The 15,679-nt window shown below is 70.3% G+C and carries 13 protein-coding genes and 1 pseudogene; 4 read left to right on the top strand and 10 right to left on the bottom strand.

Features of this window, described 5'->3' with window-relative positions; genetic code table 11:
* Nucleotides 1-17: 17 nt before the first annotated feature.
* From VFZ09_RS09630 to VFZ09_RS09625, 3 genes are all read left to right on the top strand, one after another.
* On the top strand, nucleotides 18-761 hold the full coding sequence (locus VFZ09_RS09630; RefSeq protein ID WP_329727216.1) for an SMI1/KNR4 family protein: 744 nt from the start codon (nucleotides 18-20) through the stop codon (nucleotides 759-761).
* Nucleotides 643-1,761 (top strand): HEAT repeat domain-containing protein, encoded by a 1,119-nt coding sequence (locus VFZ09_RS51600; RefSeq protein ID WP_414640687.1) that lies wholly within the window; start codon nucleotides 643-645, stop codon nucleotides 1,759-1,761. Before VFZ09_RS09630 ends, VFZ09_RS51600 begins: the two co-directional genes overlap by 119 nt.
* A 123-nt stretch (nucleotides 1,762-1,884) precedes the next feature.
* Entirely contained in the window at nucleotides 1,885-3,477 is a 1,593-nt protein-coding gene (locus VFZ09_RS09625; RefSeq protein WP_329727215.1) for a Kelch repeat-containing protein, read from the top strand.
* 22 nt (nucleotides 3,478-3,499) lie between these two features.
* On the opposite strand, the gene VFZ09_RS09620 is transcribed toward VFZ09_RS09625, so the two are convergent.
* The 10 genes from VFZ09_RS09620 to hemL all read right to left on the bottom strand — a co-directional run bounded on the left by VFZ09_RS09620 (nucleotide 3,500) and on the right by hemL (nucleotide 14,993).
* The gene (locus VFZ09_RS09620; protein ID WP_329727214.1) at nucleotides 3,500-4,387 is read right to left on the bottom strand and encodes an aldo/keto reductase; all 888 of its coding nucleotides are present in this window, start codon (nucleotides 4,385-4,387) and stop codon (nucleotides 3,500-3,502) included.
* 141 nt (nucleotides 4,388-4,528) lie between these two features.
* The gene (locus VFZ09_RS09615) at nucleotides 4,529-5,656 is read right to left on the bottom strand and encodes a peptidoglycan recognition protein family protein (RefSeq protein WP_329727213.1); all 1,128 of its coding nucleotides are present in this window, start codon (nucleotides 5,654-5,656) and stop codon (nucleotides 4,529-4,531) included.
* A gap of 88 nt (nucleotides 5,657-5,744) precedes the next feature.
* Entirely contained in the window at nucleotides 5,745-7,652 is a 1,908-nt protein-coding gene (locus VFZ09_RS09610) for a hybrid sensor histidine kinase/response regulator (protein ID WP_329727212.1), read from the bottom strand.
* A 36-nt stretch (nucleotides 7,653-7,688) separates the two neighbouring features.
* The gene (locus VFZ09_RS09605) at nucleotides 7,689-9,473 is read right to left on the bottom strand and encodes an ATP-binding protein (protein ID WP_329727211.1); all 1,785 of its coding nucleotides are present in this window, start codon (nucleotides 9,471-9,473) and stop codon (nucleotides 7,689-7,691) included.
* Nucleotides 9,470-10,483 carry an ATP-binding SpoIIE family protein phosphatase gene (locus VFZ09_RS09600; protein ID WP_329727210.1) on the bottom strand — a complete coding sequence of 338 codons (1,014 nt, stop codon included), beginning with the start codon at nucleotides 10,481-10,483 and terminating at the stop codon, nucleotides 9,470-9,472. The genes VFZ09_RS09605 and VFZ09_RS09600 overlap by 4 nt, the downstream gene beginning before the upstream one ends.
* Nucleotides 10,474-10,854 (bottom strand): anti-sigma regulatory factor, encoded by a 381-nt coding sequence (locus tag VFZ09_RS09595; RefSeq protein ID WP_329727209.1) that lies wholly within the window; start codon nucleotides 10,852-10,854, stop codon nucleotides 10,474-10,476. The genes VFZ09_RS09600 and VFZ09_RS09595 overlap by 10 nt, the downstream gene beginning before the upstream one ends.
* A gap of 4 nt (nucleotides 10,855-10,858) precedes the next feature.
* On the bottom strand, nucleotides 10,859-11,260 hold the full coding sequence (locus VFZ09_RS09590; RefSeq protein ID WP_329727208.1) for an STAS domain-containing protein: 402 nt from the start codon (nucleotides 11,258-11,260) through the stop codon (nucleotides 10,859-10,861).
* 13 nt (nucleotides 11,261-11,273) lie between these two features.
* Nucleotides 11,274-12,143: an STAS domain-containing protein gene (locus tag VFZ09_RS09585; protein WP_329727207.1), complete on the bottom strand. Its 870-nt coding sequence runs from the start codon at nucleotides 12,141-12,143 to the stop codon at nucleotides 11,274-11,276.
* 167 nt (nucleotides 12,144-12,310) lie between these two features.
* Nucleotides 12,311-13,714, bottom strand: coding sequence for a serine/threonine-protein kinase (locus VFZ09_RS09580; protein ID WP_329727206.1), 1,404 nt, complete (start codon nucleotides 13,712-13,714; stop codon nucleotides 12,311-12,313).
* On the bottom strand, nucleotides 13,698-14,993 hold the full coding sequence (hemL, locus tag VFZ09_RS09575; RefSeq protein ID WP_329727205.1) for a glutamate-1-semialdehyde 2,1-aminomutase: 1,296 nt from the start codon (nucleotides 14,991-14,993) through the stop codon (nucleotides 13,698-13,700). Before hemL ends, VFZ09_RS09580 begins: the two co-directional genes overlap by 17 nt.
* A 233-nt stretch (nucleotides 14,994-15,226) precedes the next feature.
* Here hemL and VFZ09_RS09570 point away from each other — a divergent pair.
* Nucleotides 15,227-15,679 (top strand): annotated as a pseudogene (locus tag VFZ09_RS09570) (hypothetical protein); the annotation flags it as partial.

Genomic DNA, 15,679 nt, shown 5'->3' with positions numbered 1-15,679 from the left:
GGAGGGAAAAGACAGACATGCTCCAAGAATTCATCGCCCTCGTCGAGCGCTATGACCCGGGCTACTCCCGCAGGCTCCGGGGAGCCGGGCCCGAGGAGATCCGGAACCTCGAAGTGCTCGCGGGTCAGCCGCTCCCAGACAGCTACCGCGAGTTCCTCACCCGCATGGGGCGGGACATGGGCGGACTCGAAATCGAGGGAATCGACTTCCACATCGAACGCATCCTGGAATTCTACAAGAGCGGCGACTGGCCGCCCCCCAGAGGCTACATCCTCTTCGCCATCCAGGAGGATGATCCCCAGATGGATTACTATCTGGAATGCACCAGGCCAGGGCAAAGAGACTGCCCCGTCGTGCGCTTTCCCAGCATGGGTGAGTTCTCCAGGGATGGATACTTCGACTCACTGGATCCTTCTCTGAATGACTTCCTCCTCTCCCTGGCCTTCTCGGAAAAACGCATGGAGGATTTCGACCGTCAACGACTCCTGACCCCGTCCACGAAGAACAGGAAACAGGCGCCCATCGCGAGTCCAGTAGCGCTCGCGCGTATCGTCGATGAGAGGGCCCAACGCCTGGGGTTCGAGCGCGTGGCCAGAACCAGTGTGGCCTATCGCTTCTACGACCGAGCGGATGCCGCCCTGTATGTGCGGCTCGACGACGCGGGAGGCCTCATGGGCGTCACGGTCGCCGCCCGGACCCCCCGCGAGCTGGAACGCATCAGCGACATTCTCGGCAACCAGACTTCGTTGGTGGTGGCTTGACTCCCCGCTCACTCCTGGAGCACCCATCCGCCTCGGGGAAGCGGACGAGGCGCGGCTGCCGTGTTTCACCGAGGCCCTCTCCCTGGTGCTGCATCCGCAACTTTCCGAAAGACTCGAGGCATTGCTGTCCTCGCCACGTCCGGAGGTACGGGCCACCACCGCGCGTATCCTCGGGCATCGCCATGAAACAGGGGCCGGACCACTCCTACCGCTGCTCGAGGATGCCGTACCGGAGGTTCGCGCCGCCGCAGCGCTCGCGGTATCAGAACTTGGCCACAGCCCCGCGCTTCCCGTGTTGGAACGGAAGCTGACCGAGGCACCCCCAGAGGAACTGGACATATGGCTCCTCGCGTCGCTGCGGCTCGGCTCATCTCGTGCTTTGCAGGCCTGTCGCCAGGCCGCCCAGGCTGCGGGCCCCCTCGTTCCGAGAATCCCCTGGCTCCTTGGGCTGGCCGGAGCGCCCCAGGACTTCAGTTCGTTACGCCAACTCAGTCGCCGGCCCGAGTTGGTCAGGACCACCCTCGAAGCCATCGGCATCCTTGGAGTGCCCGCGGCCGTTCCGCTGCTCCTCGAGCACCTGGAGCACCCCCAAGCCGAAGTGAGAGAAGCAGCGGCCTCGGCGCTGGCGCTGATGACCGGCGCGGGGCTCACGGAGAAGAGCCATGTCTTTGATGAAGAGGCGGCTGATGAGGGCGCTGCGGAGGAGTCCGCGCGAGAGGTGACACGGCCGAGCACCGATAGCGCCGTGTGGCGGGCATGGTGGGCTGAGCACCGCTCCCGACTGGAAGGGAAGTCACGGCTGCGATTGGGTCAGCACTACACCCTGGACGCATGCATCGAAGAGTTGGCTCACCCCCGGAGTCCATTCGACGCTCGGGCCCGTGCGGCGCTGGAACTGGACATCCGCTCCGGACAGCCATGTGGTTTTCAACCTGACTGGCCCGTTCACCGCCAGCGACAGACCATCGAGCGATGGCGGTCGTGGACGGAGCACACATGAAGGGGGAGCACCAAGAGCATCCACCTCCTGGCGTCTTGGAAAGAGAGAAGCGTAAAGCAGGGAAAATACGGATAGACTGAATGGCAGCCGATCCGGAATATGGGCGCGCAAAGGAGCCAACACATGCGCACCCTGAAGCTCGCAGCATCCCTCTCGGCCGCCCTCCTGACGCAGGCCTGTGGAGGGTCCGCCACCGAGGAGCCGTCGCGGCTCGTCACGAGCACCGCCGCGCTGACCACCGCGGTGTCGCGCGGATGCACCTTCACCCTCACGTACAAGGAGGTGATGCCGCCCTTCCCGCCCACGTACGTGCCCGTCGTCACCCGGCAGGCCTCCGCCACGTGTCCGTGGGACGCGGGGAGCGTGGAGCTCCCGGGGGGATACTCGGTCCCCCAGCTGTCGCTGGCCGCCAATGACCTCGGGGTCGCCGTCAGCTACACCCACAAGTATTCGCCGAGCGGCTCCTCCGGCACCTGGCTGGAAATCCGCCATGTGGCCCCGGACACCCTGTCGGTGGTGCGCTCCGTGACGATCGCGGCGCACGTCGACTACCGCCCCACCTCCGTCAACGGCGAGCTGTTCATCCTCGCCGATGGCACCACCCTGAAGGTCCGGGGCGAGAAGGGCGGCGTCATCCCCGGAGAGACCGGGAGCGGCCCCTACTACACCGCGACGTTCCCCGACTTCTTCACCAGCACCACGGCCCCCACCGTCACGGCCTCGACGGCGCCCGAGCCCTCGGGCGTGGGAACCTGGAGCCTCACCGGCGCCCTGGCCAGCGCGCGCGCCGCCCACACCGCGACCCTGCTCAACGGCACGGGCGATGTGCTGGTGGTGGGTGGCACCACCGCCGAGGTGTTCAACCCCTACAGCAACGTGTCCACGCCCACGGCCGCGCCCCTCTCCGCGCACGAGCGGCACACCGCGACCGCCCTCTCCTCGAGCAAGGTGCTGGTGGCCGGCGGTGGGCTCGGCACGGGGCCGCTCACCTGGCTCGACAGCGCGGAAGTGTACGACCAGACCACGGGGACGTGGACCGCCGTGGCCCCCATGGCCACGCCGCGCGGCAACCACACGGCCACCCTGCTCGACTCGGGCAAGGTGCTGGCGGTGGGGGGCGGCTCCACCGACGGGGAGACGAACACCGCGGAGCTGTTCGACCCGGCCACCCACACCTGGAGCCCCGCGGCCTCCGCGCCCACGGCCAGCTCCAGCCATACCGCCACCCTGCTCTACTCGGGCAAGGTGCTGGTGACGGGCGGCATCCTCTATCCCTTCGGCACGCTCCAGAGCGCGCGCGAGTATGACCCGTCCACGAACACCTGGACGGCCCTCCCGCCCATGAACAGGGCGCGCGGCAACCACGTCGCCGTCCGGCTCTACTCGGGCAAGGTGCTCGTCGCGGGCGGCGGCCCGGAGCAGGTGGAGTTCTACGACCCGTACAGCTCCACCCCGTGGACCCTCGGTCCCACCCTCTACTCCGGCGGCCAGGTCATCAGCGCGACGATGCTCTACTCGGGCGAGGTGCTGCTCACGCACTCCAACGGGTATGCGTCGCTGTATGACCCGTCGGCGGACGCGTGGATGTCCGCGGGAGCGCTGAACGCGCCGCTCACCGGTCATGCCGCGACGTTGCTGCACTCGGGCCAGGTGCTGGTGACGGGCGGCACTACCTTCGCCTCCGCCGTCACCACCGTGCAGCGCTACACGCGCTGAGCCCGGGCCGCACGAGACGTCCTCAGCGCTTCTGCGCGCGCCACGCCTCCTGCCCCTGGGCGTCGAGCGCGCGGAAGTCCTCGTCACCGAGCTTCAGGTTGGCCGCCGCGGTGTTCTCCTCCAGGTGCTTCACCTTGCCGGTACCGGGGATGGGCAGCATGACGGGCGAGCGCTCGAGCACCCACGCGAGCGCGATCTGCGACGGCGAGGCCCCGAGCTTCTTGGCGAGCGTGTCGAGCGCCCCGCCCTCCCTGGCCAGCGGGCCACCGGCGAGCGGGTACCAGGGGATGAAGCCGATGTTGTTCTTCTCGCAGTGGTCGAGCACCGCCTCGCTCTGGCGGTTGGCGAGGTTGTAGAGGTTCTGCACCGTGGCGACCTTGAAGAAGCGGCCCGCGGCCTGGATCTCCTCGACGGAGACCTCGCTCAGGCCGACGTGGCGGATGAGCCCCTCGCGCTGCATGCCCGCGATGGCGCCGAACTGCTCGTCACGGGGCACCTTCGGGTCGATGCGGTGCAGCTGCCACAGGTCGATGCGCTCCAGCTTCAGGCGCCGGAGGCTCATCAGCACGCACTGCCTGAGGTACTCGGGCCGGCCGACGGGGAGCCAGATGTTCGGCCCATGCCGGGTGAGCCCGCCCTTGGTGGCGATCACCAGGCCCTTCTTGTACGGCGAGAGCACCTCCGCGAGGATGTCCTCACTGACGAAGGGGCCGTAGCTGTCGGCGGTGTCGATGAAGTTGATGCCGAGCTCGGGGACGCGCGCCACGGTGCGGCGCGCCTCCTTGGGGTCCTCCGGGTCTCCCCAGATGCCGTTGCCCGTGATGCGCATGGCGCCGAACCCGAGGCGGTTCACCTCGAGGTCGCCGCCAATCCGGAAGGTACCGCTCGCCGCCGCGTTGATCGTCGTCATCCGCTCTCCTCGTGCCAACTGGACAGGGCGGACAAGCTAACCGGGGATCGGACACCGCGCAGGGGGTTCGCTGATTTCCCCTCTCCCCTCGGGAGAGGGGATATTTGGAGGGGTATCAGCGAGGTATCGGCGGGTACTGGCTCAGATGACCGCGTCGGTGGCACGGCGGATGCGATCCCAGTTGAAGTTGCTCGCCGGGTCCACCTTGCGGCCCGGGGCCACGTCCTTGTGGCCCAGGATGTTCTTCATGGGCACGTCGTACGTCTTGGCCAGGTACGGCACGAGCTTCTCCAGCGCCTTGTACTGGGCCTCGGTGAAGGGCGTCTTGCCGCTGCCGTCGTTCGTAATCTCGATACCGATGGAGCGCGCGTTCACGCTGGGGCTCTTGTCCCCGTGCAGCGACGACACGCCCGCGTGCCACGCCGCCATCTTGTCATCCACCAGGTGGTAGATGGTGCCGTCCTGGCCGATGAGGTAGTGCGCGCTCACGTCCGTGCCCTTCTTGGTGAGCGTGGCCAGGTCGCCGGCCTCGTTGTTGGAGGCGGTGTGATGCAGGACGATGGCGTCGATGTCCGCCCCGCCGCGCGAGCTGAAGTTCGCCGAGGGCACCCACTTCATGTCCGGCTTCTTCACACCGCCCGTGGAAGGCGTGGGGGTGGTCGGCGTCGACGGAGTGGACGCGGGCGGCTTCTGGCCGGCGAGCGCCTTGTCCATGGCGGCCTTCGTCCTGGCGCCGTACTCCCCGTCCACGCCCAGCTTCCACTGCGCCTGGAACTTCTTCACCGCAGCCTCGGTGGCCGGGCCGTAGACGCCCGGGCCGGTGTCCATCTGCGCCTGGCTCATGTGGCCCAGCTTCACCAGGGCCGTCTGCAGCTGCTTCACCGCGGCGCCGGTGCTGCCGCGCTCCAGGCCCGCGGGGGGGGCCGTCACGCCGGAAGGTTTGGCCGGCGCGGGGGCGGGCTTCGCCGGGGTGAGGTCCTTGAGCATCTCGGCGCGCGTCTTCGGGCCGAACACGCCATCCGCCGTCAGCTTGTTGGCGGCCTGGTACTTCTTGAGCGAGGCCTCCGTCTGGGGTCCGAAGGTCCCCGGGCCCGTGTTCATCTGCGCCTGGGTCATGAAGCCCAGCTTCACCAGGGCGCCCTGGAGCTGCTTCACCGCCGGGCCCGAGGCCCCCTTGGACAGGGTGCCCGTGGGCAGCGGGGGCGTGGACGAGGCGGCGGCCGGGGTGAGGGCGGCGCGGGTGCGGGACGAGGAGGAGATGGTGCTCACGGGCGGCTCCGGGGGGAGGCACTGAAAATCAGTGACGGCGATGGAATTGTCTCACGAGCGTCACGGAAGTTGCGTCCCCCCCCGGATTTCACGGGAGCTGCTCCAGCAACCGCTCCAGCTCGTCCGGCTTGACGGGCTTGACCATGTGCAGGTTGAAGCCCGCCTCCACCGCCTGCGTCCGGTGCTCGCCGCTGTAGCCCGTCAGGGCCACCAGGAAGACGTCCCGGCCGCCCTCGGACTCGCGAATCCGGCGCGCCACCTGGAAGCCATCCATCCCCGGCAGCCCCAGGTCCACCAGGGCCACGTGCGGCTTCAGCGAGGGGAAGAGCTGCACCCCCTTGAAGCCATCCTCCGCCACCTCCACCCGGTGCCCCCACATCTCCAGCAGCTCGCGCAGCACCTCGCGCGTGTCCTCGTTGTCCTCCACCAGCAGCACCCGCCGCGCCGAGGGCGCCTCGGTGTCCGGAGGCGGCGTCTCCGACGCGGGCGCGGCGGCGACGGGCTGCGCCGCCGCCAGGGGCAGCCGCACCATCAGCTCGCTGCCCCGGCCCTCGCCCTCGCTGTGCGCCGTCACCTCGCCGCCGTGCAGCTCCACCAGGCGCCGCACCAGCGTCAGCCCGATGCCCAGTCCGCCCGAGGTGCGCGCCAGCTGCTGCTGCGCCTGCACGAAGAGCTCGAACACCCGCCCCCGCAGCTCCGGGCTCATGCCGATGCCCGTGTCCCGCACGCGCAGCACCGCCTGGCGCCCCTGCCCGCTCCGCTCCACCGTCACCCCGACGAAGACGTGGCCCCCGGGCCCGGTGTACTTGCGCGCGTTGTCCAGCAGGTTGGACACCACCTGCTCCAGCCGCGTGGCATCCCCGTCCAGCCACAGGCTCTCCGAGGCGGGCAGCGACACCTCCAGGTGCAGCCCCTTCTCCTCCAGCGACCGCCGGCGCGCCTCCACGCTGTGCTGCACCACCTGCCGCAGGTCCACCGGCGCCCGCCGCAGCTCGATGTGGCCCCGGTTGAAGCGCGACACGTCCAGCAAATCATCCACCATGCGCGCCAGGTGCTGGCTCTGCCGCATCATCACCCGCATGGACTTGGACTCGCCGCCCTCCGGCTGCGTGGCCACCTGCAGGTGCAGCGCGTTGGTGATGGCCGCCAGGGGGTTGCGCAACTCGTGCGCCAGCATGGCCAGGAACTCGTCCTTGCGCCGGTCCGCCTCGGCCAGATCCGCCGCCCGCTGCCGCAGCGCGTCCTCCAGCTCGCGCCGGGGGGTGATGTCCGTGAGGATGCGCACCGCCCCCACCGCCGTGCCCTCCGCGCCCGCCACCGGGTTGGCCGCCACGCGGTACCAGCGCCCGCCCAGGCTCACCTCGGTCTCCTCCCGGCAGGACAGCACCGCGCCGCAGCTCGGCGGCAGCTCGGCTTCCGGGCCCGCCGCCGCCCGCATCAGCTCCTCGAAGGGCCGCCCCAACACCCGCTCCCCGGAGAGCCCGAGCAGCCGCAGCAGGGACTGGTTGGCGCGCATCACCCACCCGCTCCCATCCAGCAGGCACACCCCGTCCCCCAGCGAGTCGAAGGTGCTCGTCCACTGCACCGCCGCCGCGCGGGCCTCGTCCTCCGCCCGGCGCATGCGCAGCAGCGCGCGCACCGTGGCCAGCAGCTCCCCTCCGTCCACCGGCTGGGCCAGGTAGCCGTCCGCGCCACTCTCCAGCCCCTCCACCTTGTTCTCGGGGCGGATGTAGTTGGCCGACAGGTGCAGCACGGCGATGCCCGCCGTGCGCGGCTCCGCCTTCAGCCGCCGGCACACCTCGATGCCGTTGAGGTCCGGCAGCTTCACGTCCAGGACGATGAGATCAGGCCGCACCTCGGCGGCCAGCCTCAGCGCCTCGGCCCCGGTGCCGCCTTCGCGCACCTGGAAGCCCGCCGCCCGCAGCATGCGCGTGACGGCGTAGCGGTTGGCCTCGTTGTCGTTGATGTTGAGGAGGATGGTTTCCCTGTGAGACACGACGGTCTCCTCAAAAACTGGCGGGTGGGGCGGAGATCAGGAGCGGGCGGCACCACCGCCGGACCCCTGGCCGGGGCCGGAGAGTGCCCGCTGGAGCAGCTCGAGCGCCACATCCCGGGTGAGCCCACTCTTGGAGAGGATGCCCACCACATGGGGGAGGAGGCGCCCGCGCTCCTGCTCGGTCAGCGAGCGGCTGGTGTGGATGATGACGGGGATGTTGCGGGTGGAGGGCTCGCGCCGGAGCGCCTCCAGCACCTCGAAGCCGTCCATGCCCGGCAGCGAGAGGTCCAACAGGATGGCGGCGGGCCGCACCTCGCCCACGAGCCGCAGCCCCTCGGAGCCCGAGGCGGCCTCCCGGAACTGGAGCGAGGCATCCGCGAGCAGCCGCTGGAGCAGGTAGCGGGCGACCTCGTCGTCGTCGATGATGAGCACGGTCCGGGCATGGGGCGTATCGCGCTCCAACTGCTGGGAGTCCCCACCTTCTTCCCCCGCCGCGCCGGAGCGCTGCGTGTAGTCGCGCGACACCGCCGCATGGAAGGCGCTGCCCTGGCCCGGCTGGCTCTCCACGGTGAGCGCGCCGCCCAGCAGCTCCGCGAGCCGCCGGGAGAGGGGCAGCCCCAGGCCCGTGCCCTTGACCCCTTGCTGGTGGGGCCCCTCCACCTGGACGAACTCCTCGAAGATGCGCTCCTGGTCCCCGGGGGCGATGCCCACGCCGGTGTCCCGCACGGAGAACACCACCGTGTCCCCGGGGCCCGGCCTCGCCGACACCCGCACCTCGCCCTGGGAGGTGAACTTGAGCGCGTTGGAGACGAGGTTGCGCAGAATCTGGGACACCTTGCGCTCGTCGGTGTGCAGCTCCGGCAGGCCGTCCGTCTCGTCGAAGACGAGCGAGACGCCCTCGTGCACGCGCAGCGGCCGCAGCATCCCGCGCAGCGCGCCGAACAGCGCCTCCACGGAGAAGCGCGTGCACAGCACCTCGGAGCGGCCGGACTCGATCTTGGCCAGGTCCAGCAGGTCGTCGATGAGCTCCTGGAGGGCCTCGCCGGACTTGCGGATGAAGAGGACCTGCTTCTCCTGCTCGGCGGTGAGCGGCCCGTCGATGCGGTCCAGCAGCAGCCGCGAGAGGTTGAGCACGGAGCTGATGGGGGTGCGCAGCTCGTGGCTGACATTGGAGATGAAGCGCGTCTTCATGTCCGAGGCGCGGCGCAGGGCCTCGGCCTTCTCCTCCAGCTCGGCGTAGAGGGCCACCACGCCGCGGTTGGTCTCCTCCAGCTCGCGGTTGAGCCGATCCACCTCGGCCTTGCGCGCCTGCAGCTCGTCGAGGATGCGCAGCAGGTCCGCGTTCTGCTTCTGCAGCTCGTCGGCGGCACTGGCGCGCCGCTGCCGCTCCAGCTCGTCCTTGAGCGACTCCAGCGCCTGGGGCATGGGGGAGAGCTGCGGCAGGCGCTGCACCAGCTCCAGCAGGAGCCACCCGTCGCCGTCCCTGCGCAGCACCACCCGGTCCATCAGCCGCTGCGCCGGAGCGAGCGCGGGCCCGGGCCGGAGCGTCTCCGGCGTGTTGCCCACGGCGAGCCCCTCGTTGGCCGCCGAGGTGCGCACCCGCACGAGCAGGGAGGGCACGGGTATCTCCTCCAGCAGGAACTCGATGTGGCCGTTGGCCTGGGTGGCGGCGAGCCGCGCCACCTCGGAGATGGCGGTGGCGATGCGCACCTGATCCTGCCCGTCGAAGCCCAGGGACTGGGCGATGTGCCGTCCCCGCTGGCGGGTGTTGACCACGTCCTGTCCGGTGCGCAGCTCGGCCTGGAAGAGAGAGGAGCTCACCGGAATCCTCCGCGGGAAGCCTCGCGCGCCACGAGCACCGTGGCGTCATCCCGGCCCCGGGCGAAGTCCCGGTACAGCACCCCGGCCAAAAGGCTGGGATGATGGGCGAGCAGCCCGGGATAGCCATCCACCCGCCACTGGGTGGCCAGCCCGTCCGAGCACATCACCAGGGTGGCCCCCGCCTTCCACGGGTAGCTGAACTGCTGCATGCGGGGCGCCTGGTGTCCCAGGGTGCCATTCATGGAGACCAGCCGCTGGATGGTGCCCTCGGGGGACACCACGGCCCCGGAGATGTTGCCCACGCCCGCGTAGTGCAGCTGGGCGCCGTCCACCGAGGCGAAGGACACCGCCGCGCCCCGGGTGCTGCGCAGCTCCTGGTGCGCGCCGCGCAGCAGCTCCACCAGCTCGAGGGAGCCCTGCTCCAGGAAGGACACCACCGCCGCGCGCGAGGCCCGGGCCGCCTCGGGCCCATGGCCAAGCCCATCCGCGACGAGGAAGAGGCAGCGGTCCGCCTGGGTGTCCACCGCCCAGGAGTCCCCGCAGACCTCCTCGCCCGGCATGGGCACGCACACCCCGCCCACCTCCATGCGGGAGGCGGGGGGCGGCTGCTCGGCCCACAGCTGGGCCAGCACGGCCGTGCCCACGCCCGGCACGGAGTGGATGTCGAAGAGGGTGGACATGCGCCGCATGGCGCCCAGCCCCACGCCGCTGGTGCCGGCGGTGGAGAAACCATCGCGCAGACAGCGCTCCACGTCCGCGATGCCCGGGCCCTTGTCCAGCGCGAGCACCTCCACGCCCACGCGCGGGCCCCCATGGAGCGCGCGCAGGAGGATGAAGCCCTCGCGCGCATGGGCCACCAGGTTCTTGGCCGCCTCGCTCACCACGAGGGCCACCTTGCCCTGGGCCTCCTCGCTGAACCCCAGGCGGGCGGCCAGCGCCGCCGCCGTCCGGCGCGCATGTCCCGCCTGACTGCTCTCCGTCACCGGAATCGCCGTGGAGCTCACTTCCATCGTGTCACCGTGACCCTCGTGCCCTCCCCTACCTTGGAGACGATGTCGAACTCGTTCACGAGCCGCCGGGCGCCCCCCAGCCCGAGCCCCATGCCGCCGCCCGAGGTGTATCCGTCGCGCAGCGCCAGGTCGATGTCGGGAATACCCGGCCCCTTGTCCTCGAAGGACAACCGCAGCCCCTTGCGCAGGCCCTCCTGGAGCATCTCGAGGGTGACGTGTCCGCCCTTGCCGTAGTCCAGGGTGTTGCGCGCCAGCTCGCTGGCGGCGGTCACCATCTTGGTCTGCTCCACGAGGCTGAACTTCAGCTCGGCCGACCACGTGCGCACGGCCTGGCGCACGAGCACCAGGTCCTGCGCCGAGCGGATGGGCATCACCTCAGTCCTCAAGACTTGCATCCGCGACCTCGAGCACGACCTCGTCGTCCTCCATGGAGGCATGCAACAGCGCCATGCCCTTCTCCACGTCGAGCGCGGTGCGGACGCCCGGCAACGACATGCCCAGCTCCACCAGGGTGATGGCCACCGCCGGCTGCATGCCCACCACCACCGTCTGCGCATCCAGCACACGCGACATGGTGGCGATGTTGCCGAGGATGCGTCCGATGAAGGAGTCCACCACCTCCAGCGAGGAGATGTCGATGAGCACGCCGCGCGCGCCCGTCTCGACGATCTTCGAGGTCAGGTCGTCCTGCAGGGTCACCGCGAGCTGGTCATGCATGTCCACCTGGATGGTGACCAGCAGCACCCGCCCCATGCGGAGGATGGGAATGCGCTCCATGTGATGACTCCGGCTAGGCCTTGCCCGGCGTGCGCGGGCCCTGAGCGCTGACGGACGGGTTGAGACGCTTGAGGGCCCAGCTGAAGGCCCCGGCCACGCTGGACTTGGTCACCACGCCCGCCAGGTCCACGCCCAGGTGGACGATCGTCTGGGCAATCTGGGGACGGATGCCGCTGATGACGCACTCGGCGCCCATCAGCCGGGTGGCCGTCACCGTCTTGATGAGGTGCTGGGCGGTGAGCGTGTCCACGGTGGGCACGCCGGTGATGTCGATGATGGCGATCTCCGCGCCCGTCTCCACAATGCGCTGCAGCAGCGTCTCCATCACCGTCTGGGTGCGCCCGCTGTCCAACGTGCCGATGAGCGGCAGGCAGACGATGCGATCCCACAGCTGCACCACGGGGGTGGACAGCTCCATCATCTCCTGCTGCTGGCGCATGATGACCTCCTCACGCGCCCGCTGGTGCACCTCGGTGGTGTACAGGCCCAGCTTGTCGAGCAGGAGGGTGCCGCCCCACATCTCATCGGCCACCACCTCCGGCTGACTGGCGTACTCGCGGCGCATCCGGTCGAACAGGGGCTGCTTGAAGCTGAAGATGAAGGTGGCCGTCTCCGCGGGGGAGAAGCCCTGCAGGCTGCGCGAGCGCGACAGCCGCTCCAGCATCTCCCGGGCCGGGGTGAACGCGGAGCCGGTGATGTCGGTCAGATTGCCCTGCTCGGTGGCCTGCGTCAGCAGCCGGAGGAACTCGGCGCACTGCTCGCGCAGCTCCGCTTCCTTCATCAGCGCGTCCCGGCGCACCCCACCCGCCGTCATGGCGTTGAGCCACTCCGTGAGCAGCTCGGACGGATATTTCCTGAGAATCTCGTGGATACGAGTGGTCAACAAACGCCTCCTGGGGTCCGGCCTCTACCACACGCCCCCCGTGCACTCGTGGGCCACGATCCGTCCCCGGTATACGATTGTGACGACTGTTCACTTCCCGATAGCCATTGGGGCGGGCGTGAAATTCCCGTGCGTGGCGCTGGCACGCGAAGTGAAGGGCTCGGGGCTCACGCCAGCAGCCACACCAGGAGGAAGCCCACCGCGAGCGCGGCGAGGAACAGCCCGGCGGCGAGCCAGGCCCCGAAGGACGGCGCCGGCGTTGCGGTGGGAGCGGACGCCACGGCTGCGCCGCCCTCGGCCTCTCCGCCTTCCTCGATGGCGCGCACCAGCCCGGACTCCTCTCCCGGCTGTTCCACGTCGAAGGCCACGCGCACCTCGCGGGAGTGCGGCGTCGGGACGGGAGCCCCCGCGGCTGCCTCCGGCCCCCCCTGGGGCTTGGACTCCTCGACGACGACCACCTCGCCGGAGGGGACGAAGCCGGCGGGGGCATCCAGGGCGCGGTGCTCGAAGGCGAGCGCGGTGGGCGGGGCGAAGGCGGGCATCTCCCGCTCGGGGATGGGCCGCTGGGGTGGGGGCCCGCGCCGCAGCAGCTCCGCGAGCACACCGTCCTCCACCCCCTTCTCCTTGGCGAAGGCCTCGCCCATCACCCGCGCCAGGTCCGCGTCGCCCACGCCGGGCGCGTACTTCTCGCGCAGCTGGCGCAGCGCGGCCCCGAACGCCGCGGCATCCGGGAAGCGCGCCTCGGGCTCCACGGCCAGCGCCTTGAGCACCACCGCGTCCACCTCGGGCGGCAGGGGCCGGTGGGTGCCCGGCGGCTCCCACTGGGGGTAGGCCGCGCGCTTCCACCGCTCGGTGACGTCCCCCTTCTGCGCCAGGGGGCGCCAGGCGAGCAGCTCCCAGAGCACCACGCCCGTCGCGTACACGTCCGCCCGCCGGTCCACGCGCCGCTTGCGGGCCTGCTCCGGCGCCATGTACGAGATGCTGCCCATCACCACGCTGGGCGCCGTCTGCGCCTGCTTCAGCGTGGACTGCGCCGCGCCGAAGTCGATGATTTTCACCTCGCCCCCGTAGGAGATGCACACGTTGGCGGGGGACAGGTCCCGGTGCACCAGGTGCAGTGGCTGGCCCTGCTCGTCCGTGGCGTCATGCGCGTACGCGAGGCCCTCGCACATGCGCTCGCCGATGAGCAGCACCAGCCCCACGGGGAGAGACTTTCCGCGGTTGCGCAGGCGCCAGGCGAGCCGGTTGAGCGTCTTGCCCGCCACGTACTCCATGGCGAGGTAGAGCGCGCCGGACACCTCGCCCATGGCCCACACGCGGGCGATGTTGGGGTGGGACAGGCGCAGCACCACGCGGGCCTCGTCGCGGAAGCGGGCGAGGAAGTTGGCGTTGCCGGCCAGGCCCGGCAGCACCTTCTTCACCACGCAGGCGCGGCCGGGCGCCTCGCCCTGGAGCTCCTCGCGCGCGAGGAACACCTCTCCCATGCCCCCATACCCGATGCGCCGCACCAGGGTATAGGGGCCGAAGGGGATGGGCCCCGGGCTCTGCTCTGTCTCAGGCGCCCTGTCCAAGCGCGCGGAACGCCTTGCGAGCCGCCCGGAGGATGTGCGCCACCTCGGGCTCGTTGATGGCCAGCGACAGGAAGGCCGCCTCGAACTGGCTGGGCGGCAGGTACACGCCCTCCTCCAGCATGAGGTGGAAGAAGCGGCCGTAGCGGGCCGCGTCGCTCTTCTTCGCGCTCGCGTAGTCGAACACCGGCCCCTCGGTGAAGAAGACGGTGAACATGCTGCCCACGCGGTTGATGGTGACGGGGACCTTGCTCTCCTCCGCCTCGGCGCGCAGGCCGGCCTCGATTTCCCGGCCGATGAAGTCCAGGCGCTCGTAGACGCCCGGCGCGCGCAGCGCCTGGAGGCTCGCGATGCCCGCGGCCACCGCCACCGGATTCCCCGACAGCGTGCCCGACTGGTACACCGGGCCCTCGGGGGCAATCTTCGACATGATGTCGCGCCGGCCGCCGTAGGCCGCCAGCGGCATGCCGCCGCCCACCACCTTGCCGAAGGTGCTCAGGTCCGGACGCAGGCCGTACACCTCCTGCGCGCCGCCGCGGGCGAGCCGGAAGCCCGTCATCACCTCGTCCAGGATGAAGAGCACGCCGTGCGCGCGGCACAGCGCCTGGAGGTTCTGCAGGTAGCCCTCCTCGGGGATGAGCACGCCCATGTTGCCCACCACGGGCTCGATGATGGCGCAGGCGATGTCCTTGGCCCGCTCGGAGAAGAGCTTCTCCACCGCGCCCAGGTCGTTGTACGGCGCCGTGAGGGTGAGGGCCGCCACGTCCCTGGGCACGCCCGGCGAGTCCGGCAGCCCCAGCGTCTCCACGCCGCTGCCCGCCTTCACCAGGAAGGGGTCTCCCGCGCCGTGGAAGCAGCCCTCGAACTTGAGGATGTAGTCGCGGCCCGTGAAGCCGCGCGCCAGCCGGATGGCCGCCACCGTGGCCTCCGTGCCGCTGGAAACGAGCCGCACCTTCTCCACGCTCGGCACCGTGGCGCAGAGGAGCTCGGCGAACTGGACCTCGAGGTCCGTGGGCGCGCCGAAGGTGGTGCCCCGCCGGGCCGCCTCGGTGATGGCCGCCAGCACGGGCGGATAGGCATGGCCGAGGATGAGCGGGCCCCAGCTGCCCACCAGGTCCACGTACCGGTTGTCGTCCACGTCCGTCAGCCACGCGCCCGCGCCTTCCTTGAAGAAGACGGGCTCACCGCCGACGCCCCGGAAGGCACGCACCGGGGAGTTCACACCGCCCGGAATACGCTCCTGCGCTCGGGAGAAGAGGGCCTTGCTCTGCGAGTGGTTCATGAGGGCTCCATAACACGCGGCCTGTGCTCCACCGGCGTCACTCATTCGTGACCGCCGCACCGCTTGATTTCCACCATGCATTCCCCTACATGGCGCCGCTGATTCCGGTTTTTTCAGTTTATTTGAGGGTGGGAGAAAAAACCCCGGCAGCGGTTTTATACGGTCTCGGGCCCGGATGCATATGCCCGGGGGGGGTTGTCACGGCAGCGGGAGTCAGGTTGAAGGCCTCGCACATGGATTCTTCACTCTCCCGGTGCTGGCGCCTGGGTGCGCTGCTGGCCACGCTCGGCACCACCCCGGCCCTGGCCGTCGACGAGCGGCCCCTCGCCGAGCCACGCCTCGCCCGGCTCACGTGCTACGCGGGCTACCTGAAGCTCGAGTCCCTGCATGGGCTCGAGGGCGTGCGCGCCGCCATCCGGCAGGCCATCGCCCAGAATGATCAGGCCGCGCTGCTCTTCCTGGAGCAGCGGCTCGCCGAGCTCATCGGGAAGGACGCCCAGGCGGCGCTCCAGGTCATTGAGTGGGCGCACACCACGCAGGAGCCGGAGATGTCGCTCTACCTGCGCGCGGTGCGGGAGACGGAGGCCGTGCGCTCGCCCAGGGTGGTGGACAGGCTGGCCTCCATGGCCGAGAGCCACCAGGACCCCGGCCACCAGGCCAACGCCCTCATGGCCCTGGAGACGCAG

The sequence above is a fragment of the Archangium sp. genome (assembly GCF_036277355.1).
In the GTDB taxonomy this organism is placed as follows: Bacteria; Myxococcota; Myxococcia; order Myxococcales; family Myxococcaceae; genus Archangium.
The sequence above is the reverse complement of the archived record's forward strand: the minus strand, read 5'-3'. Positions and strand labels throughout refer to the sequence as shown.